This is a genomic window from Microbacterium phyllosphaerae (genome assembly GCF_050628115.1).
In the GTDB taxonomy this organism is placed as follows: domain Bacteria; phylum Actinomycetota; class Actinomycetes; order Actinomycetales; family Microbacteriaceae; genus Microbacterium; species Microbacterium phyllosphaerae_A.
Genome location: NZ_CP192502.1, coordinates 1,873,712 through 1,899,781 on the forward strand (window position 1 = coordinate 1,873,712; position 26,070 = coordinate 1,899,781).

Genomic DNA, 26,070 nt, shown 5'->3' on the forward strand with positions numbered 1-26,070 from the left:
GGTTCAGACCGCGCTGACCTGCACCAGTGCCCGCTTGAACTCCGGCATCGCCGAGTGCGGGTCCACGCTGTCGCTCGTGAGCAGGTTCGCGCTCTCCGCATCGGGGTAGTGGAACGGCAGGAACACCGTGTCGAGCCTGATGTCGTGGGTCAGCTCCGCGCGCGCCTGCAGTGCGCCGCGGGAGTTCGAGATGCGGATGCCGTCGCCCTCGCCGATCCCGTGCCGGCGTGCGGTGGCGGGGTGCAGCTGCGCCACGAGGGTCGGGCGCTTCTCGGTGAGCTCGGGGATGCGGCGGGTCTGCGCGCCGCTCTGATACTGCTCGAGCAGGCGTCCGGTGACGAGGTTCAGACGATCCGCGCCGGCGGTGGGATGCGAGCGCGCGCGCACGGCGACGAGCTTCGCCCGCCCGTCCGGATGTGCGAAGCGGTCGGCGAACAGGCGCGGGGTTCCGAGGCTGCCCACGGGGAAGGGCCAGTGCGCCTCGACGCCGAGGTCGAGCAGCGCGTGGCTGAGACCGGAGTAGTCGGCGCGGCCACCGGCGGAGGCGCGGGCGAGCTCGTCGAACACCTCTGACGGGTCGAGGCTCCAGGTGCCGGGGGCGTCGAGGCGTCGGGCGAGCTCGGCCATGATCCACAGCTCGCTGCGCGCTCCGGCGGGGGCATCCACGGCGCGGCGGCGACGCAGCACCCGGCCTTCGAGGTTGGTCATGGTGCCTTCCTCTTCGGCCCACTGCAGCACGGGGAGCACGATGTCGGCGGCCCTCGCGGTCTCGGAGAGGAAGAAATCCGACACGACGAGCAGGTCGAGTCGGCCGAGCGCCTCACGCACTGTGGCGACGTTCGGCGCCGAGACGAAGACGTTCGAGCCGTGCACGAGCAGTGCTCGCACGCCGCCGGGCAGCCCGGCGCTCTGCAGCAGCTCGACGGCCGGCACCCCCGGGCCTGGCAGCTCGCCTGGGTCGACACCCCACACGGCTGCGACGGACGCACGCGCGGCGGGGTCGCTGATCGATTGGTAGCCGGGCAGCTGGTCGGCCTTCTGCCCGTGTTCGCGCCCGCCCTGCCCGTTGCCCTGCCCCGTGAGCGTGCCGTAGCCGCAGCCGGGGGTGCCCGGCAGCCCGAGCAGCAGAGCGAGGTTGATGGCGGCCGTCGCGGTGTCGGTGCCGTCGACGTGCTGTTCGACGCCGCGACCGGTGAGGATGTACGTCGAGTCCGAGCGGGCCAGCGTGCGCGCGAGTTCGCGGATGCTCCGAGCCGGAACCCCTGTGACGGTCTCGGCACGCTCGGGCCACCACGCCGACACCGACTGGCGCAGCGCCTCGATGCCCGAGGTGCGCTGGCGCACATAGCCGTCGTCGAACAGCTCCTCGGCGATCACGACGTGGGTCAGCGCCAGCAGCAGGGCGAGGTCGGTGCCGGGCACGGGCTGCACGTGGATGCCCGCGCCGTCGGCGCACAGTCGGGCGGTGGAGCTGCGCCGCGGGTCGACGACGATGAGACCGCCTCGAGCCCTGGCACCCTGCAGGTGAGACACGAACGGAGGCATCGTGTCGCCCACGTTCGATCCGAGCAGCAGCACGGTCTCGGCGGTGTCGAGGTCTGTCAGGGGGAACGGCAGGCCGCGGTCGATGCCGAACGAGCGGTTGGCGGCCGCCGCAGCCGACGACATGCAGAAGCGGCCGTTGTAGTCGATGCGCGAGGTGCGCAGGGCGATCCGGGCGAATTTGCCGAGCTGGTAGGCCTTCTCGTTCGTGAGGCCGCCGCCCCCGAAGACGCCGATCGCGTCGGGGCCGTCTTCGGCGGCGATCCGGCGCAGCTGCGCGGCGATCAGGTCGAGCGTGGCATCCCACTCGGCAGGATGCAGCTCGCCGTCGTCGCCGCGCACCAGGGGAGTGGTGAGGCGCCCGGCGTCGGAGAGCAGCTCGGCCGAGGTCCAGCCCTTCTTGCACAGGCCGCCGCGGTTGGTGGGAAAGTCGCGCCCGGCGACGGTCACCGGCAGGGCGGTGCGGTCAGTGGTGGCGGTCGCGGCGGGCGTCGCGGAGGGCGTCGCGGCGGTCGGAGTCAACGTCATCGCGCACTGCAGCGCGCAGTAGGGGCAGTGGGTGTCGGTCATGCGACGGCCCCGGCATGGGCGTGCAGCAGCTCGGTGATGCGGGCCCGGCATCCACCGCATCCCGTGCCGGCGCGGGTGCAGTCGCCGACCGCGGCGACAGATGCGCAGCCGTCGTCGATCGCATCCTCGATCTGCCCCACGGTCACCGCGTTGCAGATGCACAGCGTCGCGTCGCGGCCGGCGGGTGCCACCGCGTCCGCGTTGGGGTCGTCGAGCCGCAGCAGCATCGACCGGTCGGCCGGCAGCTCGCCGCCCCGCAGATACAGCACGCTCAGTTCGGCGGCGGCCCGCGGCATCCCGACCGCCACGAATCCGGTGAGGATGCCGTCGCGCGTCGCCATCTTGACGTACGTGCCGTGCTCGGGATCGGCCCAGACCGCGACGCCGGGGGCGTCCTCCCCGGCGGGGACCGGCGCGAAGGGATCGGCTGACACGTCTCCGGCCGAGGCGATGTCGACCAGCTCGCCCTTGAGCACGACGACGCCGGGATGCTCGTCGGTGTACTCGCCCGGGTGCTCGTCGGCACCGTCGAGCTCGGCTGTGATCGATGCGGCCAGCCAGCTCGCCTGCCGCCATCCGGGCCCGACGAGGCCGGCGGGCCCACCCGGCACCTGGCGCTCGTGCAGAAACACGGCGGGGTCGGCGACATGCGCGCAGTCGCCGATCGCGTGGATGCGCGGATCCGACCACGAGCGCAGCGAGGCGTCGACGAGTACACCGTTGCCGACGCGCAGCCCCGCCGCCTCGGCGAGCTCGGTGCGCGCCCGCACTCCGCACGAGAGCACGAGCAGGTCTCCCTCGATGCGCTTGCCGTCGGAGCTGGCGAGCGCGCGGAACCGGCGGATGCCGTCGTCGCCCTCGACGCCGATCACTCCTTCGGCGCGGGTGTGCGGCACGAGCGTGACACCGGCCGCGGCCAACGCGGTCGACAGGATCGAGGCCGAGCCGCGATCGAGCTGGCGGGGCATCGGCATCGGACCGAAGTGCGCGACCGAGGGGATCGCGCCGGCGTCCGCGAGCAGCATCGCGAGCTCGATCCCGAGCACGCCGGCACCCAGCACCACGACACGGCCGCCGCGCTCGACCACCGCGCGCACCTGCTCGGCATCCGACAGGTCGCGCAGCACGCAGACGCCCGCGGTGAGACGGGTGTCGAGCCCGGTGGTGTCGGGGCCGAGCGTCTCGAGCCCGTCGAGGGAGGGGATGATCGAGCGCGCGCCCGTTGCGAAGACGAGACGGTCGTAGCCGATAGTCGATCCGTCGGCGAGTGCGACCGTCTGCGCATCTCGGTCGATCCGCACCACGCGGGCGCCCAGACGCAGATCCACCCCGGGCAGGGCGGATGCGGTCGCCAGGGTCAGCTCGGCGGCGGACGCTTCACCGACCGCCAGTTCGGCGATCAGCACCCGGTTGTACGGGTCTGCCGTCTCGGCGCCCAGCACGGTCACCGTCGTCCTGCCCTCGGCCACCAGGGGCAGGAGCTCCTCGGCGAACCGGATGCCGACGGGCCCTGCTCCGATGACGACGATGCGCTCGGGCATGATCAGATCCGGTGTCCGGCGAGGGAGGGGCGCGGGATCGCGTAGACGAAGATCGTGATCAGGAGCAGCACGATGTAGGCGGCGACGAATCCGCCGAAGGCCGGTGCGTACGAGCCGGTGCCGCTCTTCGCCGCGGCGAGCACCTGCGGGATCACGAATCCGCCGTAGGCCCCGATCGCCGAGATCAGACCGAGGGCGGCTGCGCCCTTGCGCTGGGTGCTGACAGCGAGCGCGTCACCCGCGGTCGCGGCGCCTCGGGCGGCGAAGACGTTGGGGATCATCCGGTACGTCGCGCCGTTGCCGACGCCTGCGGCGATGAACAGCAGCAGGAAGCATCCGAGGAACAGCGCGAAGCTGTTCGCCTCCAGGGTGACGAGCAGCGAGAGGGCCCCGACGATCATGAGCGTGAACGCGGCGATCGTCATGCGTGCTCCGCCGAAGCGATCGGCGAGCTTTCCGCCGTAGGGACGGGCGAGCGAGCCGACGAGAGCTCCGAGGAACGCGAGCGACAGCGATGCGCTGCCGATCTGGAAAGTGGAGAACTCGGGAAAGGTGTCGGCGATGAGCTTCGGGAAGACGCTCGAGAACCCGATGAACGAGCCGAAGGTGCCGATGTAGAGAAGCGACAGCACCCACAGGTGCGGTTCGCGCAGTGCTGCTGCCGCCCCGGCGAAGTCGGCCTTGGCGGACGACAGGTTGTCCATGTGGCGCCACGCGCCCCAGACGGCCACGACGATCAGCGGCACCCACATCCACCCCGCGAGCGAGAGGTTGAAGGTGAACGCGGCGGTGACCGAGACGACGATCGGCACCGCGAGCTGGGCGACGGAGGTGCCGAGGTTTCCGCCTGCGGCGTTGAGTCCGAGCGCCCATCCCTTCTCCTTCTGCGGGAAGAAGTAGGTGATGTTCGCCATCGAGCTCGCGAAGTTGCCGCCGCCGAAGCCGGCGAGGGCCGCCACCGCGAGCAGCACGCCGAACGGGGTCTCCGGGTCCTGCACGACGATGCCGAGCAGGACGGCGGGGATCAGCAGCAGCAGCGCCGAGACGATCGTCCAGTTGCGTCCGCCGAAGCGGGCGACGAGGAACGTGTACGGGAACCGCAGCGTCGCACCGACGAGGCTCGGAAGCGAGATCAGCCAGAACGACTCGGTGGTGCTCAGCGTGAAGCCGGCGGCGGGGAGCAGCACGACGACGATGCTCCAGAGCTGCCAGATGATGAACCCGAGGAACTCGGCGAAGATCGACCACCCGAGGTTGCGCCGGGCGATCGCCTTGCCCTCGGTGGCCCAGAAGGCCGAATCCTCGGGGTTCCACCCGTCGATCCACCGGCCGGGGCGGCGCGTGAGGGTCACGGCGTGGGTGTCGACGCTGCTTCTTCCGGTGATCTGGGACATCGCGGCTCCTGCGTTCGAGAGGTGAATGCTCTGAACGTAGGCGGCGGATGTTGCAGGGCCGCACGAGTGCGATTACCGGACGATTACTTCTCGATCACATCGGGGAGGTCGTCGATGAGAGAACTTCAGGAACCCTGGTCGTCGGCGCGCCAGGTCGAGGCGAGTGCGGTGATCGTCGCGGCTGCCGCGGCGGAGTCCTCGCGGCTGCCGCCGGCCCGGCCCGCCGCGAGTCCCGCGAGATAGGCGCTGAGCGGTGCCGCGGGGCGCGCGACGCCGTGCGCGACATCGCGGGCCAGGTCGAGGAGCAGCGCGATGTCGACCGACTCGCGGTCGATCTCGAGCGCTGCGCAGGCGGCGGTGGTCCAGTCCTCGAGGGCCTCGACCGGAAGATGCTGCGTGCTGTCTGTCATGTCGTCTCCTCGTCGGATGCGCTCGCGATCGCGTCGTCGCGGCGGTGCGTCGACATCATCGCGCGGGCACGTTCCAGATCGTCCCACGTGTCGACGTCCATCGCCAGGTCACCGGCCGCACGCGTCGTGAGGGCGAGGTCTGCGAGCAGCGCGCGCATCGAGGCACCCTGCCCTGAATCGGGAAGCGCGGCGACGGCCCTGCGCAGCGAAGCGGTGCGATAGCGGCCGAGCAGCCACTGCATCCGTCCCTCGGCGTCGGTCAGGCAGAGGCCGTCGTGGTTCTCGATCTCGTTCTCGTTGTCGTTGTCGTTCGCGGACGCGTTCCCGTTCGCGGACGCGCTCTCGTCGTCGTCAGGGGAGAGCGGCGGATGCTGTCGCAGCACCGCGACGGCCGCCTCGGCGTTCGGCAGGTCGGCGGCGAGGACGTAGACCTCGGCGCTGTCGATCAGGGCGAGGCCAGCGGCGATGCCCGCCACGGGGCCTCCGAAGGACGGCGTCTCCCGTGCCCACACGACATCGGCGTGCAGCGGCGAGGGCGGGCCCACCACGACGATCGGCTCGCAGTCGGCGACGGCGGCCACCGCCCGGTCGAGCAGGGTGCGTCCGTCGATGTCGAGCAGCGGCTTGGCGGCGCCGCCGAGGCGAGAGGCCCGGCCGCCCGCGAGGATGATCGCTGCGGCCTGTGGGTTTGCGGGCCGTGCGGCTGCGCGGTGTGGGGCCGCGGCCTGTGCGGGCGCGGGCCGTGCGGGTGCGGGCCGTGCGGGTGCGGGCTGCGCGGGTGCGGGATCCGTGGGGGTGGTCTCCGGGGTCGAGGCCTCCGAGGCCTCCGAGGCATCCGATGTCGGACTCACGCGAGCAGCATCACGTCGACGAGGCCGCCCGCTGTGACCGCCGAGACGTCCTCGGGAACGACGGCATAGGCATCCGCTCGCGCCAGCCCTGCGGCGAGGTGCGATCCGGACGACCCGTCCGCGGCGGCCGGGCGCACCGACCAGGCCGCCGGATCCGAGCGGTCGAGCGTCACGGGCACGTACTGCCGTCGCCCTGCCGGGCTGCGCCAGCCGGTTGTGGCGGCGAGGCGGAGCACGGGGCGGTGCAGCGGCTCGCGACCCTGAAGTGCGAGCAGAGCCGGACGCACGAAGGCCTCGAACGAGACGGCGACGCTGGCCGGATTGCCGGGGAGGCCGAAGACCAGGGTGTCGTCGAGGCGGCCGAACGCCTGCGGCCTGCCCGGTTGCATGCCCACGGCGACGAACTCGATGCGATCACGCAGCACGTTCTTGACGACCTCATGGGCGCCGGCGCTGACCCCACCCGAGGTGACCACGACGTCCGCGCGGGCCTGGGTGACCGCGCTTTCGAGCAGCGCCTCGAACGCGGCATCCTCGTCTTTCACCGTCTCGACCGAGACGACCTCGGCACCCGCCTGGGCGCACAGCGATGACAGGAGCACCGAGTTGGACTCGGGGATCTGGCCGTGCGCGAACGTCCCGCCGGCGGGCGCGAGCTCGCTGCCCGTCGAGATGACGGCGACGCGGGGCCGACGTCTCACGACGATGTGGTCGACCCCGACCACCGCGAAGGCCGTCATCTGTAGCGGGCCGACGACGGTGCCGGCGGCGGCGACTTCGGCATCCGCTCGCAGCTCTTCACCGCGGCGACGGATGTGCGCTCCCTCGCGGACGGGGGCCGTGGAGACCACCGCGGGAGCGTCGATGCCCTGCAGGCCGTCTCTGGTGTGCTCGAACGGGACCACCGCGGTCGCCGTGCGGGGAACAGGGGCACCGGTCATGATCCGGACCGCGTCGCCCGCGCCGAGCTCGGGCTCGGCGGTCGACCCGGCAGGCAGATCGGCGATCACCCGCAGTGCGACGGGATGCGCAGCTGTCGCCGCGGCCACGTCCGGGTATCGCACGGCGTATCCGTCCATCGCGGAGTTGTCGAACAGTGGTGCGTCGACTCGGGCGTGCACCGGCGCGGCGAGGGTTCGGCCCAGGGCGTCGTCGACCCGCACGGACTCCTCCGACAGTGCCACCGTCGCGGCGAGAACCATCGCGAGATGCTCGTCGACCGTCCGCATGGCGGCAGTCACGGCAAGAGGGGCGATACGCATGAAGTCAGCGTACGACGGTCGCGGGCGTGACCCCGCGACCGTTGCGCCCCGCCCTCCCCGTCTGGGTCAGTGCTCGCGGAACATGGGCCAGGCGCTGCCCGGCGACATGTGCGAGTGCAGCGCGCCCTTCGCCGACGCGAGATTCGGGTACGTACCCGTCGCCGCATCGGAACCCGCCATGACGACGGTGTACCCCTCATCGTCGTGTCGGATGCTGCCTGCGACACCGTTCGTGCCGTACGCCACCCAGAGTGCCAGGGTCTTGGTCGTGCTCATCATCGAACCCCTTCCGTTGCTCGTGACGCTACGCTCAGGCGCACCGGAATACCAGCCCTTGACGTGGGGGCGGGGGCGCGGGCATGCGGGGTGCGGGGTCACTTTCGCACCGCGCGCCTGTGCGGGGTCAAAAGCGCATCGTGAAGTGGTGACGAGGGTGCGGAAGTGACCCCGCGCACAAGACGAGATGCGGAACTGGCCCAACCGCAGGCCCTTGAGGATCGGGATGGGCGAGTTCGGGGCACCTTCGTGAGTGCCCTTGTCATCCGTGAGTGCGCCCACTACCTGTGCCGGGTTACTTTCGCATGGCACACGTGTGCGGGGTCACGTTCGCATGGCACACGTGTGCGGGGTCACTTTCGCATTGCTGGTGAGCGATTCCGGTGCGAAAGTGGCCCCGCCTGGGCGGAGGTGCACAAGTGGCCCCGCCTGGGCGCGTGCCGGCCCGCGGCCCCGGCTCGAGGTCGGCGAGGAAAAGGAGATGGTGAGGGTCAGCGGCGGGATGCCATCGCGCGACGGATGCGGTCCAGTAGCGGTCGTGCGTCATCCAGGTCGAGCTGGGTCACGCGGATGACGATCCATCCGTGGTCCTCGAGTTCGCGCTGTCGCTGGATGTCACGTCGCCACTGGTCGCGGCTCGTGCGGTGGCCGTCGCCCTCGTACTCGATCGCGATCTTGAGTTCGGGATAGGCCATGTCGCTCCGCGCGATGAGGAGGCCGTTCTCGTGGATCTCGTGCTGCACGACGGGTTCAGGAAGACCGTCGGCCACGATGAGCAGCCTCGTCTCGGTCTCCTTCGGAGACTCCACTCCTTCGCGCGCGCGGGAAAGCGCATCGCGGACTCGTCGGGAACCGGGGAAGCGGCCCCAATCCCGCAGGCGCTGCTCGATGTCGATCACGGTGAACGGCGGACGTGCCGCACGTAGACCGGGATAGTTGTCAGCCGCAGTGATCAGTGCATCGAGAGCGACGACGACCTGACCGTCGGTCAACGTCGCGGCGCACATGAACAGAGCCGCCACCGGATCGATGAGCGGGAGCTCGCCGATTCGCCAGGGATGGACTCGTCCCTCCGCCAGGCGTCGGCCGGTGACGCCGCGGCTGCGGACGCGCGCCGAACCCGTCGCCACCACCACGACGATCGGTGCCTCGACGTTCCAGATGCCGGGATGCGGATAGCCCCATACCCGCATCGCCGTCTCTCCGCCGATCAACTGACCACGGTGCAGACGGGGCGCGAACGCGGAGATCCGCTCGAGCGGTGTTTCCGCTGCCTCAACCGAGCGCACGCCGCGGAAAGGACGGTCGAGATCGCGTGCGGACACGCGACCCCGACCGATTCCCGCCGACGCGGCCTGCCGCACCGTGAAGTGGCGGCCGAGTTGGTCGGGGAGGAGTATCCGATGGCGCATGCGCTCAGGCTCGTCGATCGGATGTGCCATTCGGGCCTGATGGTCGCCGGGATCCCGAGAGATGTGGACAAGTCGCGCCGGTGGTCGGCATCCGCAGTGCAGGACGCCATCGCGAGCGGGGCCACTTCTGCATCCGGCGCCGCGGACGGGGCGACTTCTGCACCGCGGAGCCCTTTTCAGCCTGCGGAAGTGGCCCCGCCTGGAGAACGGATGCGGAAGTGGCCCAGCCTGGAGGAGGGGGGTGCCGAACTGGCCCCGACTGGGGGACGGGGCAGGACGGGGCAGGGTGGCGCAGGACGGGGCAGGGCGGCGCGGGGCAGGGCGGCGCGGCGCGGCGCGGTGCGGTGCAGGACGGGGCAGGGCGGCGCGGCGCGGGGCGGTGCGGGGCGGGGCAGGGCGGTGCGCTGCGGAGCGGGGCGGCGGGGAGGTCAGAGCGCCGCGGCGATCAGCTCCAGCGTCTGGGCGCGGCCGGCGGCGGAGTCGCGCGGCTCGGATTCGTACGCCCCCGCGACGGGCGACAGCATGACCTCGTCGACGCCCCACTTCGACGCGAAGGCACGCACCTCTTCGGCGACGGATTCGCCCGTGCCGACGAACCAGCGGGAGCGGGCAGCCTCGACGACCTGGTCGGTCGCGGCATCCGACTCGGCGGCCAGTGCCTCCTCGACCGTCTCGAGCGCGATCAGCGGCTTGTTCAGGCGCAGGCGCGACATCATGCGCAGCTGGGGGAGCGCGCGGGCCTCGGCCTCCTCCTGAGTGGGGGATGCCACGACGTTGACCGTCAGGAAGGTGCGGGGCTCGGGGTGCTCTTCGCTCGGCTGGTATCCGGTGCGGTACAGGTCGAGGGCACGCTCGAGGCCCTGCCCCGAGAAGTGGTTGGCGAAGACGTACGGCAGGCCGTGCGATGCGGCGAGCTGAGCGGAGTAGTCGCTGGATCCGAGCAGCCACACCTCGGGGCTGCCGGTGGCCGACGGCGTCGCGTGCACCGTGTACTCGCCGCCGGACGTGAAGCGCACGGTCGCGCCCTCACCCGAGATGAGAGCGGCGATGTCCTGAACGTTGCGGGGGAACTGCTCGACGTCGCTCGTCGTGCCCGACCCGCGCAGCAGCTGTGTGATCACGGGGTCGCTGCCGGGGGCCCGGCCGAGGCCCAGGTCGATGCGGCCGGGGGCGATGGCCTCGAGGGCGGCGAACTGCTCGGCGACGATCAGCGGAGCGTGGTTGGGCAGCATGACACCGCCCGAGCCCAGGCGGATCTGCGTCGTGCGCATCGCGGCTGCGGCGATCAGCACCGGAGGAGTGGTGGATGCCACAGCGGGCATGTTGTGGTGCTCGGCGAACCAGTAGCGGCGATAGCCGAGCCGGTCGGCGGTGGCCGCGAGGGACAGGGAGGCGGAGATCGCCTCGGCACTGGTCTGCCCGGTGCGAACCGGGACGAGGTCGAGAACGGAGAGCGCGGTGGAAGTCATCCCCGGATGCAACGGCTGGGGCGGGCGCGGCATTCCCGCCCGCCCCGGGCCGGTGCGTGTCAGGCCGCGGCGGGCGCTGCGGATGCCGAGGGGACGAGCTCCTCGGCGAGCGCATGGCGCGTGAGGTGGTAGCGGATGTGCCAGGCCGCGCTGAAGCTCTGCTCGGGAAGCTGCGCGAGTACGGCGCGGTCGTCGGGGCCGAGTCCGTCGCGGGCTGCTTCGCGGAGCAGATCGTCACGCGTCGCCGGATACTCCATTCCGCGGAGGAACCGGTCGAGCGCAGGGGAGGTGTGCATGAGGGAGTCCTTTCCGGATGAAGGGAGAGGTGGGCCGGGCTGCACCCGGCCCACCGGAATCGGACGGTGATCGTCAGGCGCCGATCGTCAGGCGCCGATCGTCAGGCGGTGATCGACTGCCGGTTGTCGCTCGATTCGACCTCGATCTTGCGGGGCTTGGCGCGCTCGCTGACAGGGATGATCACCGAGAGCACCCCGCTCTCGTACGAGGCGCTGATCGCGTCGAGGTCCACGCCGTCGCCGAGCGAGAACTGGCGGAGGAACGAACCGGCGCCGCGTTCGCGGGCGAGCCAGCGGACGCCTTCGCGACCGTCGGCCGTGCGCTGCGCACGGATCGTGAGCTGTCCGCCGTCGAGGTCGACGTCGATGGACCCAGGGTCGATGCCGGGAAGGTCCGCGTGCAGGATGTACCTGTCACCGTCGCGGTAGAGGTCCACCGGCATGAGACGGGGTGCGCGGACGGAGTCCAGCACGCTCGCAGCGAAACGGTCGAGCTGACTGAACGGATCGAAGGACATGGCCATGAGTATCTCCTTTCGAGTGGCCCGGGTGGGCGATGGGGATGCAGATTATCTGCACCGTTAGCTATAGATTTTTTATAGAACAAGGCGAGATAGAATGCAAGTTCTGAGAGAGGGAGATGCCGATGGCTGAACGCGATTCGAGCACACCGCTGTACGGCATCGCCGTCGCAGCGCAGCTCAGCGGCGTCCCGGAGGCCAGTCTGCGGCTCTTCGAAGCCAAGGGTCTCGTCGCTCCCGCGCGCAGCGACGGAGGCACGCGCCGCTACAGCGACGACGATCTCGAGCGCATTCGTCGGGTGACGGGGCTGCGCGTCGAGGGCATCAACATCGTCGGCATCCGACGGGTCCTCGATCTGGAAGACGAGAACGCCGGGCTCCGCGACGAGCTCGCCGACGACCGCGGCTGACCTCGTGCCTCGACTCGGGGTGCACATCGTGCGACGTCGAGGGAGGGCAGTACTTTAAAGGCATGGATGCCGAGATCTTCTACGTGCTCGTCGGTGCAGTGGTCGTGGCGGCGATCGCGCGATGGCGCGGCTGGCCTGCACCGCTGCTCGTGACGGTGGTCGCGCTCGCGGCATCCTTCCTGCCCTTCGTGCCCGACGTCGAGATCGACGGCCACCTGCTGCTCAACCTCGTGCTGCCTCCGCTGCTGTACTCGGCCGCGCTCGACGTGTCGTTCGTGGGCTTCAAACGCAGCCTGCCGCAGATCCGTCGGCTCGGGATCTGGCTCGTGCTGCTCACCGCGCTCGCCGTCGGTTTCATTGCGTGGTGGATCATGCCCTCTCTGACGCTGCCCGGCGCGCTGCTGCTCGGAGCGATCGTGGCGCCCCCGGATGCCGTCTCGGCTGCCGCGATCGGTCGCAAGCTCGGGCTGCCCCGCCGCATCATGACGGTGCTGTCGGGTGAGAGCCTGATCAACGACGCGACCTCGCTCACGCTCTACCGGGTGTTCGCCGCGATCCTCGCCGGAGCGACGGTGTCGGTGTGGGGCGGTGTCGGACAGTTCCTCCTCGCCGTGGCGGTCGGCGTCGCGATCGGACTCGTGTTCGGCATCCTGCTGCATCAGCTGCGCATGCGCGTCAGCGACCCCGTCGTGATCGGGACGTTCGGGCTGCTCGCCCCCTTCGGGGCATACGCGATCGCCGAGCACCTGCTCGGATCCGGAGTCCTCGCGGTCGTGGCGATGGGGCTGTATGTCGGATACAACTCCCCGCGCACCGACTACACGACCCGGCAACAGGAGAAGCCGCTGTGGCTGTCGGCGGACCTGCTGCTCGAGAGCTTCGTGTTCGCGTACATCGGTCTGCAGTTCCCGCGGGTGCTCAGCGACCTCGGCAGCGAGTCCGTCGAGCAGATCCTGCTGCTGTCCGGTGCGGTGCTGCTCGTCGTGCTCGTGGTGCGCCCGCTCTACATCTACCCGACCAGCGCGTGGGCGAACTTCCAGGACCGCAAGCGCCTCCAGCGCTGGGATCGCGGGGTGCAATCCGGGGAATTCGAGAAGCGCCACGAGAAGTCCCGACGCTGGGGCCAGTTCACCGCAGACGAGCTGCGCACGCACATCGTGCGCGACCAGATGGCCGGGCTGCAGCTCACCTGGAAGGACAGCGCCGTGATCTCGTGGGCCGGGATGAGGGGCGTCGTCACCCTGGCGATCGCGCTCGCCGCGGCTGACCTCGCGACGCTCGACTCCGAGGCCTCGCACGCGATCGTGGTGGTGGCGTTCGTCGTGACCGTGGGTACTCTGCTGCTGCAGGGGCTGACGCTGCCGATGCTGATCCGTCGCCTCGGGATCGAGGGTGACGTCGATCATGAGGAGGACGAGCGTTCGCTCGCCGCCGTCAAGGAGAAGAGCCGCGAGGCGGGCAAGGCGTTCCTGGCCGAGAAGCGCGTCGAGTGGGAGCAGAAGTACGGCGAGGTCGATCTCAGCGTCTTCGACGCCTTCACCAAGCGCATGACCCGGGTCGAGCGGGACACCGACGAGGCGCAGGAGGTCGAGGATGCCGTGGCGCGGCCCTCGTACGACGACCTCGTCGCCCTGTCGCGTGGGTGGCTGCAGGTACGCCGCGACATCCTGCTGGCCGAGCGTGACGCCGGCAATCTCGACGAGGAGCTCATGCGCGAGCTGATGACCGCCATGGATGCCGAGGAGCTGGCGCTCGACACGCGTGGTGCCACGCGGCAGCAGGGCCGCGCGTAGCGCCCGCTCAGGTCTCGAGCGCATCCCGCGGCCGCGGCAACACCCGGCGCACGCACGAACGCCCCGCCCCCGAGAAGGGGCGAGGCGCTCGGGTGCTGCGGGGTCAGCGGCTGCCGACCGGTTCCTTGTCGGCGTCCGCGGTGCCGGAGGTGTCCGCCTCGGGCGCGTCGTCGTCGGAGTCGTCGGCGAAGGGCAGGCCTTCGCGCGGGGCGTTGTAGAGCTCCTCGTCGAGGATGCCCTCGCGCTTGGCGACGATGGTCGGCACGAGCGCTTGCCCTGCGACGTTGACCGCCGTGCGGCCCATGTCGAGGATCGGGTCGATGGCGAGCAGCAGGCCGACGCCCTCGAGCGGCAGGCCCAGGGTCGACAGCGTCAGCGTGAGCATGACCGTCGCGCCGGTGGTGCCGGCGGTCGCGGCGGAGCCGACGACCGAGACGAGCACGATCAGCAGGTACTGCACGAGGTTCAGCTCGATGCCGAAGAACTGGGCGACGAAGATCGCGGCGATGGCCGGGTAGATGGCGGCGCAGCCGTCCATCTTGGTCGTCGCGCCGAACGGCACGGCGAACGAGGCGTACGAGCGGGGCACGCCGAGGTTGCGCTCGGTGACGCGCTCGGTCAGGGGCAGGGTGCCGATCGACGAGCGGCTGACGAACGCGAGCTGCACGGCCGGCCACACGCCCGAGAAGTACTGCTTGATCGACAGGCCGTTGGTCTTGACGAGGATCGGGTAGACGACGAACAGCACCAGCGCGAGGCCGATGTAGACCGCGATCGCGAACCAGCCGAGCGAGGCGAGCTTCTCCCAGCCGTACTTGACGACCGCCGCGCCGATCAGGCCGAAGGTGCCGAGCGGGGCGATGCGGATGATCCACCACAGCACCCGCTGGATGACCTTGAGCAGCGACTCGGTGAACGCGAGGAACGGCTCGGCCTTCTTGCCGGCCTTGAGTGCCGCGATCCCCACGGCGACCGCGATCACGATGATCTGCAGGATGTTGAAGTTCACGCTCGACGAGAACGTGCCCTCGGCGGCGCCGGGGTTGGTGCTGACGCTGAGGCCGAGGAAGTTCTGCGGGATCAGGCCGAGGAGGAAGTTCCACCACGTGCCCACCGTGTAGGGGTCGCTCGGCTCGAGCCCGTCGCCGGCGCGCGCACCGGGCTGGATGACGAGGCCGAGCGTGATGCCGATGATCACGGCGATGAACGCGGTGATCGCGAACCACAGCAGCGTCTGGCCGGCGAGGCGAGCGGCGTTCTGCACGCGCCGCAGGTTCGAGATGCTGGCGACGATCGCGGTGAAGATCAGCGGCACGACGGCGGTGCGCAGCAGCGTGACATACGAGCTGCCGATCGTGTCGAGCGTGGCCGAGAGGCCGTTGGGGCTGTCTGCCGTGGCGCCCAGCTGACGGGCGATCAGACCGGCGGCGATGCCGAGGACGAGGGCCGCGAGAATCTGGAAGCCGAACGACGTCAGCAGCTTCCGGACGGGTCCGCGGGTGTCTGGCGCCTTCGTGGCGCGGACGGTGGTGCTCATTGGATTGGGGACTCCAGAATCGATGCGCGCCGTGTGCGCGCTTCCGTCCACGCTAGGAGCCGGGCCGGAGTCCCGAGGCCGAGATGACGAAGGATGACGGATGCCGAAGCATCCGTCATCCTCGGTCTATCGGAGGGGGCGGGTCAGCCCGCGCACTCCTGGAGGTTGTCCTGCAGGATCTTCGTCGTCAGGGCCTTGTCCGCCTCGCTGGACTGCTTGTCCTCGCCGTTGGCGAGGAACGTGAGCGTCTCGTTGCTGAGCTCGGAGTCCACCAGGTAGCCGGCGAAGCACTCGGAGGCGCCGTCGGGCAGCTCCTGGCCCTGCGAGGTGAAGAACTCGTCGAGACCGGCGGCGACGTCGTCGGCGCTGGGGCGAGTGGAACCGCCGCAGGCGGCGAGCGAGAAGGCGAGTGCTGCGATGGGCAGCGCCATGAGGAGGCGGGAAGAGGTGCGCAGGTTCCGGTCGTTGAGCTTCATGCGCTCAACGCTATCGGCTCACAGCGAATCCATAGAAGGGCTTGTGCCGATTCGTCTCCCGCTGGTAGCCGGTGCATGCGGTCCTGGCATGGCACGATGTCCTCATGTTCATGGTGACGACGAACGACATCCCCGGCTACCGCATCACCCAGGTGCTCGGCGAAGTGATGGGACTGACAGTGCGCTCGACCGACTTCGGGCAGGGCTTCGCCGCCGGATTCCGCTCTCTCGGCGGCGGCGAGATCCCTGAGTACACGCAGGTCATGTACGAGGCGCGACAGGTCGTGATGGGCCGCATGTGGGCCGAGGCGCAGCAGCGCGGCGGCAATGCGATCGTCGCGATGCGCTTCGACGCCGGATCGATCCAGAACTTCACCGAGATCTGCGCGTACGGCACGGCCGTGGTGGTCGAACCCCTCGCCCCGGTCGCGCAGCCGCAGCCGCCCCAGCCTCCGCAGCCTCCGGTCGCCTGACAGCGCCCGGCGCCCGGGCCGCCGGTCCGGTCGCAGTTCGTGCCGCCACCGTCATGTTCCGACGGCACGAAGTGCGACGGGAATCGCCACACAGCGGTCGGCGCCAGAGCTCAGGCGAGGACGAGCAGGTCGCCGACCTCGCACTCGAGTGCGTCGCAGATCGCACGCAGCGTCGAGTATCGGATGGCCCGAGCCCTGTCGTTCTTCAGCACCGACAGGTTCACGATGCTGACGCCCACACGGGCGCTCAGCTCGGTCAGCGTCATCCCTCGTGCGGCGAGCAGCTCGTCGAGACGGCAGTGGATGCCGGTGAGCTCGTCGTCGTTCTCCGCCGGGCTCACACGAGACCCCGCGTCTCGTCCTCGAGGGTGGCCTTGTCGCGCTGCAGACGGTCGCCGATCACGAAGACCGTGCTGATGAGTGCGAGGACGAACGCCGCGAGGACGAACGTGAAGGGCTCGACGCTGATGACCGCGTTCTCGATGCCGTTGTCGGTGACGTGGGCGATGGTCGCATTGGCGAGCATGTTGTCGAAGAAGCGGACGGCGGCGAAGCCCAGGAGTCCGGTGATGCCCGCGGTCGAGACGAGGGCCGTGTTGCGGCGGCTGAAGACGCGGCCGGTGAGCACGCTGCGGGCCAGCAGGATGAGGCATCCGATCACGATGACGATCGTCAGGACCTGTGCGATCTGCCCGATGATGCCGGGCACCGCCGCGATCGCGGGCAGTTGAGGGGCTGTGATCACGGCACTGTCGAGACCGACGGAGATGGCGTCGCCGGTGCTGAGCGGCAGATCGACCGGGGTCTTCGAGCCGATGAACTCGGCCAGCACCGGGACGTCGACTCCGCGGGCGAGCTCGATGATCCGGATGATCGAGAACACCGTGATGTAGGCGGCGATCGCGACTCCGGCGATGCAGAAGCCGATCAGTGCTCCGGTGTCGCCGCGGGAGATCGTGCCGTTCTTCGTCGAGGTCATCATCCACTCCTTATCGATCTTCGTTATTACCGATAATCGTTAACATAACGACTGTCGATATGTTCGTCAACCCCACCCAGGCGAACGCGCCTGTCCCGCGCCCGTCGCCGGCCGTCACGGCACTATGCCGACGGCGAACACGGGCATACGTCCTCCGCACGGTGGTTACTCTCGATGTACAAGCGCTTCACGCGTCTTCGCCAGTGTCGAACAACACGTGCGAATAAGGAGTCACAGCATGTTCGAGAGATTCACGGACCGAGCCCGTCGAGTGGTCGTCCTCGCCCAAGAAGAGGCGAAGATGCTCAACCACAACTACATCGGCACCGAGCACATCCTGCTCGGCCTCATCCACGAGGGTGAGGGTGTCGCAGCCAAGGCGCTCGAGAGCCTCGGCATCTCGCTTGACGCCGTCCGCGAGCAGGTACAGGACATCATCGGCCAGGGTCAGCAGCAGCCGACCGGTCACATCCCGTTCACGCCGCGCGCCAAGAAGGTTCTCGAGCTGAGCCTCCGCGAGGCCCTCCAGCTCGGCCACAACTACATCGGCACCGAGCACATCCTGCTCGGTCTCATCCGCGAGGGTGAGGGCGTCGCCGCTCAGGTGCTCGTCAAGCTCGGCGCCGACCTGAACAAGGTCCGCCAGCAGGTCATCCAGCTGCTCTCCGGTGCACCCGGACGCGAGCCGGCAGCCGTCGGCGCGCAGTCGAACGACACCCCGAGCGCCCAGGGCGGCTCGCAGGTGCTCGACCAGTTCGGTCGCAACCTGACGCAGGCCGCACGCGACAACAAGCTCGACCCGGTCATCGGGCGCGAGAAGGAGATCGAGCGGGTCATGCAGATCCTGTCTCGCCGCTCCAAGAACAACCCCGTGCTGATCGGTGAGCCCGGCGTCGGCAAGACCGCCGTCGTCGAGGGTCTCGCCCAGGCGATCGTCAAGGGCGATGTGCCCGAGACGCTGAAGGACAAGCAGCTCTACTCGCTCGACCTCGGCTCTCTCATCGCCGGTTCCCGCTACCGCGGTGACTTCGAGGAGCGCCTGAAGAAGGTCACCAAAGAGATCCGCACGCGCGGGGACATCATCGTCTTCATCGACGAGATCCACACCCTCGTGGGTGCGGGTGCCGCTGAGGGCGCGATTGATGCGGCCAGCATCCTCAAGCCCCTCCTCGCCCGTGGTGAGCTGCAGACCATCGGTGCGACCACGCTCGACGAGTACCGCAAGCACTTCGAGAAGGATGCCGCTCTCGAGCGCCGCTTCCAGTCGATCCAGGTGAACGAGCCGAGCCTCCCTCACACGATCAACATCCTCAAGGGACTGCGCGACCGGTACGAGGCGCACCACAAGGTGCAGATCACCGACGGCGCGATCGTCGCGGCATCGAACCTCGCCGACCGCTACGTCTCCGACCGGTTCCTGCCCGACAAGGCCATCGACCTGATCGACGAGGCCGGCGCACGCCTGCGCCTCAGCATCCTGTCGAGCCCGCCCGAGCTGCGCGAATTCGACGAGAAGATCGCCAAGGTCCGCGAGCAGAAGGAAGTCGCGTCCGAGGACCAGGACTTCGAGAAGGCCGCATCGCTGCGCGACGAGGAGAAGAGCCTCCTCGCCGAGCGCCTGCGCCTCGAGAAGCAGTGGCGTTCGGGTGACGTCGCGACCCAGGCGGTCGTCGACGAGGGCCTGATCGCCGAGGTGCTCGCACAGGCCACCGGCATCCCGGTCTTCAAGCTGACGGAAGAGGAGTCCTCGCGACTCGTCTTCATGGAGAAGGCGCTGCACCAGCGCGTCATCGGTCAGGAAGAGGCCATCGCGGCGCTCTCCAAGACGATCCGTCGTCAGCGCGCAGGCCTCAAGGACCCGAAGCGTCCCTCGGGCTCGTTCATCTTCGCCGGCCCCACGGGTGTCGGAAAGACCGAGCTCGCCAAGGCGCTCGCCGAGTTCCTGTTCGACGACGAGGCTGCTCTCATCTCGCTCGACATGAGCGAGTTCGGTGAGAAGCACACCGTCTCGCGTCTGTTCGGTGCCCCTCCCGGATTCGTCGGATTCGAAGAGGGTGGCCAGCTCACCGAGAAGGTGCGTCGCAAGCCGTTCAGCGTGGTGCTGTTCGACGAGATCGAGAAGGCCCACCCTGACATCTTCAACTCGCTGCTGCAGATCCTCGAAGAGGGTCGTCTGACCGATGGTCAGGGCCGCGTGATCGACTTCAAGAACACCGTCATCATCATGACCACCAACCTCGGTGCTCGTGACATCGCCGGTGGTCCGGTCGGATTCCAGATCGAGGGCGTCAACTCGACGAACTACGAGCGGATGAAGGGCAAGGTCAACGAAGAGCTCAAGCGCAACTTCAAGCCCGAGTTCCTCAACCGTGTCGACGACATCATCGTGTTCCCGCAGCTGTCGAAGGACGAGCTCGTGCAGATCGTCGATCTGTTCACGAAGCGCCTCGGCGAGCGTCTGCTCGATCGCGACATGACGATCGAGCTCTCGCAGTCCGCCAAGGAGCGCCTCATCGAGATCGGGTTCGACCCGGCACTCGGTGCCCGACCGCTGCGTCGCGCGATGCAGCACGAGGTCGAGGACCGTCTGTCCGAGAAGATCCTGCACGGTGAGCTGAACCCCGGCGACCACGTCAAGGTCGACTCGAAGGACGGCGAGTTCCTCTTCGAGCACGGCCCGCGCGGTGAGCAGGTCGCGGTCGGCGTCAACACCGGTGGAGCGATCCCCGGCACCCCCGACCTGGCCATCGCCAGCGGAGAGTGACCTGATCGGAGAAGGGGCGGATGCTGAGGCATCCGCCCCTTCTGCGTGTCCGAGACTTTCGTTCGAATCACGCACCTTGCAGGTTTCGGGCCGGATTACCTGCAAAGTGAGCGATTCGAACGGGGTGGGGGCGCTTCAGCGTCTGTGGAGGTGACGGGTTCTAGGCTTGACGATGTGAGCGAGTACATCGTCCGGCCGGCCCGCAGCGCCGACATCATCGGCATCCGGAACCTTCTGCAGCCGATGGTCGAGCAGCGCATCCTCCTCGGCAAGGATCTCGCCGTGCTCTACGGCGCCGTGCAGGAGTTCGTGGTGGCCGAGGCAGACGGCGAACTGGTCGGATGCGGTGCACTCCACGTCTTCTGGGAGGACCTCGGCGAGGTGCGCACACTGATGGTCCGTGCCGACTGGCTGCATCACGGCGTCGGCGGCGCGATCGTCGGAGCCCTCGAGGAGCAGGCGAGGCAGCTCGGTCTCAGCCGACTGTTCTGCCTGACGTTCGAGGTCGACTTCTTCGGTCGACGCGGGTACTCGATCATCGGCGAGCAGGTCGTCGACCCCGACGTGTACTCGCAGCTGCTGCGCAGCGGTGACGCCGGTGTCGAGGAGTTCCTCGACCTCGCGCACGTCAAGCCGAACACGCTCGGCAACACCAGGATGCTGAAAAGGCTCAACTAACCTGGACTCATGCCCCGTCACTCCGCCGCCGTCTATCGTCGTCGGCGACTGGTGACCCTCGTCGCGCTGATCCTCTTCGTCGCGTTCATCGTGACGGCAGTGTGGCTGCTCGTGGCTCGGCCGTGGGCGAGTGCGACGGAGGCGACCCCGTCGCCGACACCCTCCGCCTCGGCGTCGTCGACTCCGACCGCGCCCGATCCGACCGCGGTCGAGTCGCCCGCACCCGAGCCCGAGCCGTCCACCGAGGAGACGCCGGGCATCGTGGCGTGCGAAGCGCAGGACGTCGAGGTCGCAGCCGTCACGGATGCCGACACGTATCAGGCGGGGGTTCTGCCGCAGCTGTCGATCTCGCTGACGAACCGCGGAGCCACGGACTGCGCGATCGATGTCGGGTCGACCACTCAGGTGCTCACGGTGTCGAGCGGGTCCGACGTGTGGTGGCGCTCGACCGACTGCCAGGAGAACCCGAGCAGCATGATCGCCACGTTGGCGGCCGGGGCGACCGTGACGAGCAAGGTTCCGGTGACCTGGGACCGCACGCGTTCGAGCGTCGAGACCTGCGCTCAGGAGAACCGTGCGCGTGCCCCCGGTGGGGGAGCGTCGTACCACGTGGCGGTCGAGATCGGCGGCTTCAAGGGCGCGACCACCAAGCAGATCCTGCTGTACTGAGTACGTCGCGCGCCGCCTGGGGGGAATCCGTCGGTCGCTCGTCGTATCGGCATTGGCCAAAGGTCTTGAATACAGACCTGCACTCAGTTTCGGTGCTGACAGCATCCGTTCTTTGGGATACCATTGAGGTGACCCTCGCAGACTTGCGGCGCATGCCATCCCCAGTGGCGTCGAGCACAGCGTCCCCAGCGCTTCGACATGCCGCCCGAGGGTCCGCGGGCCCTCTCGAGTACCCCAGTCCCCAATGGATGACTCGAGAGGGCCCTTTTCTTATCCGCTCCGGTTTCGGGCGAGACATCGGCGCAGGCTGAATATGCTGGATGCATGGCATCGAAGAAGGCGAAGTCCGCGAAGAACAAGCCCGCGCCCGAGGACTTCCGGTCGGATGCTCTCGCACAGGCCCTGGAGAAGCAGGACATCGCCGCGGTCGCCCTGGCTCTGCGTCATGGCACCACCGTCGTGCCGCTCGTGAAGCCCGGAGCTCGCGACAACCCGCTCGACAGCGGTGAGGTGTGGACCTACCGCGACCCGAAATCGGGTGACCTCGCGCTCTTGCTGTTCAGCGATGCGAAGAACAAACCTGACAACCTGCCACCGGGCGTGGGCATCTACACCGCCGACTGGCTGCGCAAGTTCCTGGTCGCGCATCCGATCACGACGGTCTTCCTCGACATCGCAGGGCCGCATCCGATGCAGGCCTCGCCCGACGAGCTGCTCAGGGCCCTCGACGCCTGAGCGCGGTGGCGCCCGTATCCGCCTCGTGCGGGGTCACTTTCGCATCCCTAGCCGGTGCGGGGTCACTTTCGCATCCCTATCGCCCGATTCGGATGCGGAACTGGCCCCGCTCGCCGATTCGGATGCGGAACTGGCCCCGCTCGGTGGCGCGGTGCAGAAGTGGCCCCGCTCGCCGATTCGGGTGCGGAACTGGCCCCGCTCGGTGGCGCGGTGCAGAGGTGGCCCCGCTCGGTGGCGCATCGCCCGATTCGGGTGCGGAACTGGCCCCGCCTGGAGGCGCACCGCACGGGGCGGAGGTGCATCGGATGCGGGCGCTACGGGTACTTTCTCAACCCGGGCTGGATGCGAACAGGCGGACGGCGCTGACTCAGAACGGCGGGATGTCGGCTTCGCTGCGCCGGGTGGTGTTGCGGGAGCGGACGTCGTTGAGTGCCGCACGCAGCGTCTTCGAACGGTCGTCGACGACCTGCTCATAGCCGAGTCGAGAGGCCTCCGAGCGGCGCTGCGCCGACTGCGTGACCGGCCGGATCTCACCGGCGAGGCTGAGCTCGCCGACCGCGGCGACCGTGCGAGGCACGGAGATCTGCTGGATCGAACCTGCCACGGCGATCGCGATCGCGAGGTCGGCGGCGGGTTCGGTGAAGCGCACACCGCCGACGGTCGAGACGTAGACGTCGAGATTGCTGGTCTTGATGTGCGCTCGTCGCTCGAGGATCGCCAGCACCATCGCCACACGGGAGGAGTCGAGTCCGTGCACGACACGGCGGGGGTTCGGCGCTGTGGTGTTGATGGTCAGCGCCTGCACCTCGACCGGGAGCGCCCTGCGGCCCTCGAGCGAGATGGCGACGCACGTGCCCGGCTCTGTCTCGCCCTGCGAGAGGAAGAGGCCCGAAGGGTCGGGTACCTCGGAGATGCCCGCACCCGTCATCTCGAAGCATCCGACCTCATCGGTGGGGCCGAATCGGTTCTTCAACGCCCGGATGAAACGCAGAGACGTCTGCCGGTCGCCCTCGAAGTGGCACACCACGTCGACCAGATGCTCGAGCACACGGGGCCCGGCCACGGTGCCGTCTTTCGTCACGTGGCCGACGAGGACGACGGGCAGCCCGCGGTCTTTCGCGACGCGGATCAGCGTCGCCGCGACCTCGCGCACCTGGCTCGGCTGGCCCGCCGCACCGTCGATCAGCGACGACGACACGGTCTGCACCGAGTCGACGATCACGAGCTGCGGTGCCACCTCGTCGATGTGCCCGAGAATCGTCGCGAGGTCGGTCTCGCTCGCGAGGTAGAGCTCGTCGTGCAGCGCTCCGGTGCGCTCCGCCCGCAGACGCACCTGCGCGGGCGACTCCTCGGCGCTGGCGTAGAGCACGCGACGGCCGGAGCGCGCGGCCTGAGCAGCGACCTCGAGCAGCAGCGTCGACTTGCCGACGCCGGGCTCGCCGCTCAGCAGGATCGCAGCCCCCGGCACGATGCCGCCACCCAGCACCCGGTCGAACTCGCCCACGCCGCTCGTGCGTCGGGGAGCGTCTTCGGTGGTGATCTGCGTGATCGGTCGTGCGGCCTTCGCCGCGGTCGGAGCGAGCGGAGTGATGCGGCTCAGGATGCCGGTCTGCGCGCCCTGCTCCTGCACAGTGCCCCACTGCTGGCATTCGGCGCAGCGACCCACCCACTTCGCCGTCGTCCACCCGCACTCGGTGCAGACGTACGCGGGAGGGGCAGGTTTTCGGGTGGCCATGCAGCCAGGCTATCGCCGAGATCAGACATCCCTATCGCCTGGGGCATTATTCACGGCCGAACCACCCCATGGCGCTGAACGCCCACGGGATACTGGAGTCATGGCCAATGGCGGGCCCGTCTGCGGGCCGATCTCGACGTTCTCACGGGTGCAGCTCCTGCACCTGCTCTTCGAAGCGAGCGCGGTGCAGACGCGTTCGGAGCGCACGATCGGCGAGCTGTGCGACGCCACGGGACTTCATCCCAACACGGTGCGCGAGCACCTGCAGCGCCTGATCGAGGGCGGCTACGTCATCCAGGCCAGCGAGCACCGCACCACCCGCGGCCGTCCGCGCACGCTCTACAGCGCCGCGACCGGCACCGCGGAAGCATCCAGCCCCATCGCCCGCGACAAGGCCAAGGCCGCAGCCGAGCGCGGCGACCTGCTGCGTCGCGTGCTGCCCGCATCCGCATCCGCATCCGCCCTGGGCCGCGACGCGACCTACCAGCTGGACGCCCTGATCGAACACTTGGAGGAGAGCGGCTTCGAGCCCGTCGTCGATGACGAGCAGCTCACCGTCGATCTCAGCCCGTGCCCGCATGCCGCGGGTCGCGCCGAAGACCGTCCGATGCTGTGCACCGTGCACCTCGGTCTCATGCAGGGGGTGCTCACCGAAGCCGGTGGACCGCTCGCTGCCGAGACCGTTCGCACCACCGCCCTCCCGGCGGACTGCACCGTACAGCTGCGCCTGACGGAGATGACCGCCGCCTAGGCGAGCATCTGTCTTATCCACGGTCTACTGCCCCGCGGGGCAGCGGGCTCGTCGTCAGCGTGACACCCGGGGCACAGAGGACCAAGGGCACGAAGAAGGAGTGGCACATGGAATGGCTAGACCCGCTGGTCCTGTCTCGATGGCAGTTCGGTCTGACGACCGTCTACCACTACCTCTTCGTGCCGCTGACGATCGGTATGGCACTGGTCGCCGCGATCTTCCAGACCGCATGGGTGCGCACCGGCAAGGTGCAGTACCTGCATCTGACCCGATTCTTCGGCAAGATCTTCCTGATCAACTTCGCCATGGGGGTCGTGACCGGCATCGTGCAGGAGTTCCAGTTCGGCATGAACTGGTCGGACTACTCCCGCTTCGTCGGTGACGTCTTCGGCGCCCCGCTCGCCTTCGAGGGACTGCTCGCCTTCTTCTTCGAGGCGACGTTCATCGGCCTCTGGATCTTCGGCTGGGACAAGCTGCCGCAGAAGCTCCACCTCGCCACGATCTGGTGCGTCTCGATCGGCAGCATCCTGTCGGCGTACTTCATCATCGCCGCCAACGCGTTCATGCAGAACCCGGTCGGCTACGTCTTCAACCCCGAGACGAACCGCGCCGAGCTCACCGACTTCTGGGCGCTGCTGACGAACCCGGTCGCGCTCGCCGCCTTCCCGCACACGATCTTCGGTGCGCTGATGTTCGCCGCCGGTGTCGTGATCTCGGTATCGGCCTGGCACCTCGCTCGCGGCCAGCACTTCGACACGATGCGCATCTCGCTGAAGTTCGGACTCTGGGCGATGATCGTCTCGACCGCAGGCGTCGTGCTCACAGGCGACCAGCTGGGACTCGCGATGTACGCGGCGCAGCCGATGAAGATGGCGGCGGCGGAAGCCACGTTCAACACGGTCTGCGGCTACGACGCCTCTTTCAGCATCTTCACGCTGGGTACCCCGGACGGCAGCTCCGAGCTGTTCTCGATCCGGGTGCCCTATCTGCTCTCGCTGCTGTCGACCCACTCGTTCGACGCCTGTGTGCACGGCATCAACGACCTCAACGCCGAGTACGCCACGACCTTCGCCGACACCGGGCTCACCGAGTTCGCCCCGATCCTCTGGGTCACGTACTGGGCGTTCCGCTGGATGATCGGCCTCGGCATCGCCGCAGCCCTCGTCGCCGTCGTCGGCCTGTGGCTGACCCGCAAGGGCGCCAAGAAGCCGCCGGCGCAGTGGATGTGGAAGCTCGCGATCTGGTCGTTCCCCCTCGCGCTCGCCGCCAACATCATGGGCTGGGTCTTCACCGAGATGGGCAGGCAGCCCTGGATCGTCTTCGGGCTCATGACAACTCAAGACGGCGTCTCGCCGGGTGTCAGCGGGCTCGAGGTGCTCATCTCGCTGATCGCCTTCACCGCGATCTACGCGGCGCTGGCCGTGGTCGAGATCCGCCTCATCATCAAGGCCGCGCAGAAGGGCCCTGACACCGACGAACAACCCCACGAGGAGACGGCCCAGCTGCCGTCCGTCGTGTACTGAGAA

General features: G+C 69.0%; 25 protein-coding genes. 9 read left to right on the forward strand and 16 right to left on the reverse strand.

All coding sequences use genetic code 11. The annotated features are described in order from the left end of the window. Nucleotides 1-3 precede the first annotated feature (3 nt). From ACQ4LY_RS08715 to ACQ4LY_RS08765, 11 genes are all read right to left on the reverse strand, one after another. A complete protein-coding gene (locus ACQ4LY_RS08715) occupies nucleotides 4-2,112 on the reverse strand; it encodes a molybdopterin oxidoreductase family protein (protein WP_431075624.1) in 2,109 nt (702 codons plus the stop codon). Continuing rightward, complete coding sequence (locus ACQ4LY_RS08720) at nucleotides 2,109-3,653, reverse strand: FAD-dependent oxidoreductase (RefSeq protein ID WP_431075625.1); 1,545 nt, start codon at nucleotides 3,651-3,653, stop codon at nucleotides 2,109-2,111. Before ACQ4LY_RS08720 ends, ACQ4LY_RS08715 begins: the two co-directional genes overlap by 4 nt. A 2-nt stretch (nucleotides 3,654-3,655) precedes the next feature. After that, nucleotides 3,656-5,047 (reverse strand): MFS transporter, encoded by a 1,392-nt coding sequence (locus ACQ4LY_RS08725; protein WP_431075626.1) that lies wholly within the window; start codon nucleotides 5,045-5,047, stop codon nucleotides 3,656-3,658. Between the two features lie 125 nt (nucleotides 5,048-5,172). Next, nucleotides 5,173-5,457, reverse strand: a complete 285-nt coding sequence (locus ACQ4LY_RS08730) for a DUF6457 domain-containing protein (protein WP_431075627.1) — start codon at nucleotides 5,455-5,457, stop codon at nucleotides 5,173-5,175. Beyond that, a complete protein-coding gene (gene mobA / locus ACQ4LY_RS08735; protein WP_431075628.1) occupies nucleotides 5,454-6,308 on the reverse strand; it encodes a molybdenum cofactor guanylyltransferase in 855 nt (284 codons plus the stop codon). The genes ACQ4LY_RS08730 and mobA overlap by 4 nt, the downstream gene beginning before the upstream one ends. Next, complete coding sequence (locus tag ACQ4LY_RS08740; protein ID WP_431075629.1) at nucleotides 6,305-7,570, reverse strand: molybdopterin molybdotransferase MoeA; 1,266 nt, start codon at nucleotides 7,568-7,570, stop codon at nucleotides 6,305-6,307. Before ACQ4LY_RS08740 ends, mobA begins: the two co-directional genes overlap by 4 nt. Before the next feature lie 66 nt (nucleotides 7,571-7,636). After that, a complete protein-coding gene (locus ACQ4LY_RS08745) occupies nucleotides 7,637-7,846 on the reverse strand; it encodes a hypothetical protein (RefSeq protein WP_056313719.1) in 210 nt (69 codons plus the stop codon). Between the two features lie 491 nt (nucleotides 7,847-8,337). Then, on the reverse strand, nucleotides 8,338-9,288 hold the full coding sequence (locus tag ACQ4LY_RS08750; RefSeq protein ID WP_431075630.1) for a hypothetical protein: 951 nt from the start codon (nucleotides 9,286-9,288) through the stop codon (nucleotides 8,338-8,340). Between the two features lie 398 nt (nucleotides 9,289-9,686). Then, nucleotides 9,687-10,727, reverse strand: coding sequence for an LLM class flavin-dependent oxidoreductase (locus tag ACQ4LY_RS08755; protein ID WP_431075631.1), 1,041 nt, complete (start codon nucleotides 10,725-10,727; stop codon nucleotides 9,687-9,689). A 59-nt stretch (nucleotides 10,728-10,786) separates the two neighbouring features. After that, nucleotides 10,787-11,023, reverse strand: coding sequence for a DUF2795 domain-containing protein (locus tag ACQ4LY_RS08760; protein WP_431075632.1), 237 nt, complete (start codon nucleotides 11,021-11,023; stop codon nucleotides 10,787-10,789). Nucleotides 11,024-11,124: 101 nt separating this feature from the next. After that, nucleotides 11,125-11,547, reverse strand: coding sequence for an Hsp20/alpha crystallin family protein (locus ACQ4LY_RS08765; RefSeq protein WP_053097741.1), 423 nt, complete (start codon nucleotides 11,545-11,547; stop codon nucleotides 11,125-11,127). A gap of 122 nt (nucleotides 11,548-11,669) precedes the next feature. On the opposite strand from ACQ4LY_RS08765, the gene ACQ4LY_RS08770 reads away from it, so the two are divergent. Further along, nucleotides 11,670-11,954 carry a MerR family transcriptional regulator gene (locus tag ACQ4LY_RS08770; protein ID WP_431075633.1) on the forward strand — a complete coding sequence of 95 codons (285 nt, stop codon included), beginning with the start codon at nucleotides 11,670-11,672 and terminating at the stop codon, nucleotides 11,952-11,954. Nucleotides 11,955-12,016: 62 nt separating this feature from the next. Next, nucleotides 12,017-13,747, forward strand: coding sequence for a cation:proton antiporter (locus tag ACQ4LY_RS08775; RefSeq protein ID WP_431075634.1), 1,731 nt, complete (start codon nucleotides 12,017-12,019; stop codon nucleotides 13,745-13,747). A 103-nt stretch (nucleotides 13,748-13,850) separates the two neighbouring features. On the opposite strand, the gene ACQ4LY_RS08780 is transcribed toward ACQ4LY_RS08775, so the two are convergent. After that, entirely contained in the window at nucleotides 13,851-15,284 is a 1,434-nt protein-coding gene (locus ACQ4LY_RS08780; protein ID WP_431075635.1) for a dicarboxylate/amino acid:cation symporter, read from the reverse strand. A 143-nt stretch (nucleotides 15,285-15,427) separates the two neighbouring features. After that, complete coding sequence (locus tag ACQ4LY_RS08785) at nucleotides 15,428-15,760, reverse strand: hypothetical protein (RefSeq protein ID WP_431075636.1); 333 nt, start codon at nucleotides 15,758-15,760, stop codon at nucleotides 15,428-15,430. A gap of 104 nt (nucleotides 15,761-15,864) precedes the next feature. Here ACQ4LY_RS08785 and ACQ4LY_RS08790 point away from each other — a divergent pair, with 104 nt between their 5' ends. After that, on the forward strand, nucleotides 15,865-16,233 hold the full coding sequence (locus ACQ4LY_RS08790; RefSeq protein WP_431075637.1) for a YbjQ family protein: 369 nt from the start codon (nucleotides 15,865-15,867) through the stop codon (nucleotides 16,231-16,233). 110 nt (nucleotides 16,234-16,343) lie between these two features. Here ACQ4LY_RS08790 and ACQ4LY_RS08795 read toward each other — a convergent pair whose 3' ends face one another. Then, a complete protein-coding gene (locus ACQ4LY_RS08795; protein WP_431075638.1) occupies nucleotides 16,344-16,574 on the reverse strand; it encodes a helix-turn-helix domain-containing protein in 231 nt (76 codons plus the stop codon). Continuing rightward, nucleotides 16,571-17,212 (reverse strand): hypothetical protein, encoded by a 642-nt coding sequence (locus ACQ4LY_RS08800; protein WP_431075639.1) that lies wholly within the window; start codon nucleotides 17,210-17,212, stop codon nucleotides 16,571-16,573. Before ACQ4LY_RS08800 ends, ACQ4LY_RS08795 begins: the two co-directional genes overlap by 4 nt. 238 nt (nucleotides 17,213-17,450) lie before the next feature. Between ACQ4LY_RS08800 and ACQ4LY_RS08805 the strand changes: the two genes are divergently transcribed. From ACQ4LY_RS08805 to ACQ4LY_RS08820, 4 genes are all read left to right on the forward strand, one after another. Beyond that, nucleotides 17,451-19,976 carry an ATP-dependent Clp protease ATP-binding subunit gene (locus ACQ4LY_RS08805; protein ID WP_056313341.1) on the forward strand — a complete coding sequence of 842 codons (2,526 nt, stop codon included), beginning with the start codon at nucleotides 17,451-17,453 and terminating at the stop codon, nucleotides 19,974-19,976. 174 nt (nucleotides 19,977-20,150) lie between these two features. After that, complete coding sequence (locus tag ACQ4LY_RS08810; protein WP_056313339.1) at nucleotides 20,151-20,654, forward strand: amino-acid N-acetyltransferase; 504 nt, start codon at nucleotides 20,151-20,153, stop codon at nucleotides 20,652-20,654. Between the two features lie 9 nt (nucleotides 20,655-20,663). Beyond that, complete coding sequence (locus ACQ4LY_RS08815) at nucleotides 20,664-21,323, forward strand: hypothetical protein (protein WP_431075640.1); 660 nt, start codon at nucleotides 20,664-20,666, stop codon at nucleotides 21,321-21,323. 324 nt (nucleotides 21,324-21,647) lie between these two features. Beyond that, a complete protein-coding gene (locus ACQ4LY_RS08820; protein ID WP_056313335.1) occupies nucleotides 21,648-22,058 on the forward strand; it encodes a hypothetical protein in 411 nt (136 codons plus the stop codon). Between the two features lie 367 nt (nucleotides 22,059-22,425). Here the strand turns inward: ACQ4LY_RS08820 and radA are convergent, their stop codons facing one another. Further along, nucleotides 22,426-23,793 carry a DNA repair protein RadA gene (gene radA, locus ACQ4LY_RS08825; RefSeq protein ID WP_431075641.1) on the reverse strand — a complete coding sequence of 456 codons (1,368 nt, stop codon included), beginning with the start codon at nucleotides 23,791-23,793 and terminating at the stop codon, nucleotides 22,426-22,428. A gap of 100 nt (nucleotides 23,794-23,893) precedes the next feature. Here radA and ACQ4LY_RS08830 point away from each other — a divergent pair, with 100 nt between their 5' ends. Both ACQ4LY_RS08830 and ACQ4LY_RS08835 read left to right on the forward strand, forming a co-directional pair. Continuing rightward, nucleotides 23,894-24,544 (forward strand): helix-turn-helix transcriptional regulator, encoded by a 651-nt coding sequence (locus ACQ4LY_RS08830; protein WP_431075642.1) that lies wholly within the window; start codon nucleotides 23,894-23,896, stop codon nucleotides 24,542-24,544. A gap of 107 nt (nucleotides 24,545-24,651) precedes the next feature. After that, nucleotides 24,652-26,067 (forward strand): cytochrome ubiquinol oxidase subunit I, encoded by a 1,416-nt coding sequence (locus ACQ4LY_RS08835; RefSeq protein WP_431075643.1) that lies wholly within the window; start codon nucleotides 24,652-24,654, stop codon nucleotides 26,065-26,067. Nucleotides 26,068-26,070 lie beyond the last annotated feature (3 nt).

What these genes read in the sequence shown, in the direction of transcription:
- ACQ4LY_RS08715 (WP_431075624.1), bottom strand. Translation starts at nt 2,112, where the DNA reads ATGACCGACACCCACTGCCCCTACTGCGCGCTGCAGTGCGCGATGACG.
- ACQ4LY_RS08720 (WP_431075625.1), bottom strand. Translation starts at nt 3,653, where the DNA reads ATGCCCGAGCGCATCGTCGTCATCGGAGCAGGGCCCGTCGGCATCCGG.
- ACQ4LY_RS08725 (WP_431075626.1), bottom strand. Translation starts at nt 5,047, where the DNA reads ATGTCCCAGATCACCGGAAGAAGCAGCGTCGACACCCACGCCGTGACC.
- ACQ4LY_RS08730 (WP_431075627.1), bottom strand. Translation starts at nt 5,457, where the DNA reads ATGACAGACAGCACGCAGCATCTTCCGGTCGAGGCCCTCGAGGACTGG.
- ACQ4LY_RS08740 (WP_431075629.1), bottom strand. Translation starts at nt 7,570, where the DNA reads ATGCGTATCGCCCCTCTTGCCGTGACTGCCGCCATGCGGACGGTCGAC.
- ACQ4LY_RS08745 (WP_056313719.1), bottom strand. Translation starts at nt 7,846, where the DNA reads ATGAGCACGACCAAGACCCTGGCACTCTGGGTGGCGTACGGCACGAAC.
- ACQ4LY_RS08750 (WP_431075630.1), bottom strand. Translation starts at nt 9,288, where the DNA reads ATGGCACATCCGATCGACGAGCCTGAGCGCATGCGCCATCGGATACTC.
- ACQ4LY_RS08755 (WP_431075631.1), bottom strand. Translation starts at nt 10,727, where the DNA reads ATGACTTCCACCGCGCTCTCCGTTCTCGACCTCGTCCCGGTTCGCACC.
- ACQ4LY_RS08760 (WP_431075632.1), bottom strand. Translation starts at nt 11,023, where the DNA reads ATGCACACCTCCCCTGCGCTCGACCGGTTCCTCCGCGGAATGGAGTAT.
- ACQ4LY_RS08765 (WP_053097741.1), bottom strand. Translation starts at nt 11,547, where the DNA reads ATGGCCATGTCCTTCGATCCGTTCAGTCAGCTCGACCGTTTCGCTGCG.
- ACQ4LY_RS08770 (WP_431075633.1), top strand. Translation starts at nt 11,670, where the DNA reads ATGGCTGAACGCGATTCGAGCACACCGCTGTACGGCATCGCCGTCGCA.
- ACQ4LY_RS08775 (WP_431075634.1), top strand. Translation starts at nt 12,017, where the DNA reads ATGGATGCCGAGATCTTCTACGTGCTCGTCGGTGCAGTGGTCGTGGCG.
- ACQ4LY_RS08780 (WP_431075635.1), bottom strand. Translation starts at nt 15,284, where the DNA reads ATGAGCACCACCGTCCGCGCCACGAAGGCGCCAGACACCCGCGGACCC.
- ACQ4LY_RS08785 (WP_431075636.1), bottom strand. Translation starts at nt 15,760, where the DNA reads ATGAAGCTCAACGACCGGAACCTGCGCACCTCTTCCCGCCTCCTCATG.
- ACQ4LY_RS08790 (WP_431075637.1), top strand. Translation starts at nt 15,865, where the DNA reads ATGTTCATGGTGACGACGAACGACATCCCCGGCTACCGCATCACCCAG.
- ACQ4LY_RS08800 (WP_431075639.1), bottom strand. Translation starts at nt 17,212, where the DNA reads ATGACCTCGACGAAGAACGGCACGATCTCCCGCGGCGACACCGGAGCA.
- ACQ4LY_RS08805 (WP_056313341.1), top strand. Translation starts at nt 17,451, where the DNA reads ATGTTCGAGAGATTCACGGACCGAGCCCGTCGAGTGGTCGTCCTCGCC.
- ACQ4LY_RS08815 (WP_431075640.1), top strand. Translation starts at nt 20,664, where the DNA reads ATGCCCCGTCACTCCGCCGCCGTCTATCGTCGTCGGCGACTGGTGACC.
- ACQ4LY_RS08820 (WP_056313335.1), top strand. Translation starts at nt 21,648, where the DNA reads ATGGCATCGAAGAAGGCGAAGTCCGCGAAGAACAAGCCCGCGCCCGAG.
- radA (WP_431075641.1), bottom strand. Translation starts at nt 23,793, where the DNA reads ATGGCCACCCGAAAACCTGCCCCTCCCGCGTACGTCTGCACCGAGTGC.
- ACQ4LY_RS08830 (WP_431075642.1), top strand. Translation starts at nt 23,894, where the DNA reads ATGGCCAATGGCGGGCCCGTCTGCGGGCCGATCTCGACGTTCTCACGG.
- ACQ4LY_RS08835 (WP_431075643.1), top strand. Translation starts at nt 24,652, where the DNA reads ATGGAATGGCTAGACCCGCTGGTCCTGTCTCGATGGCAGTTCGGTCTG.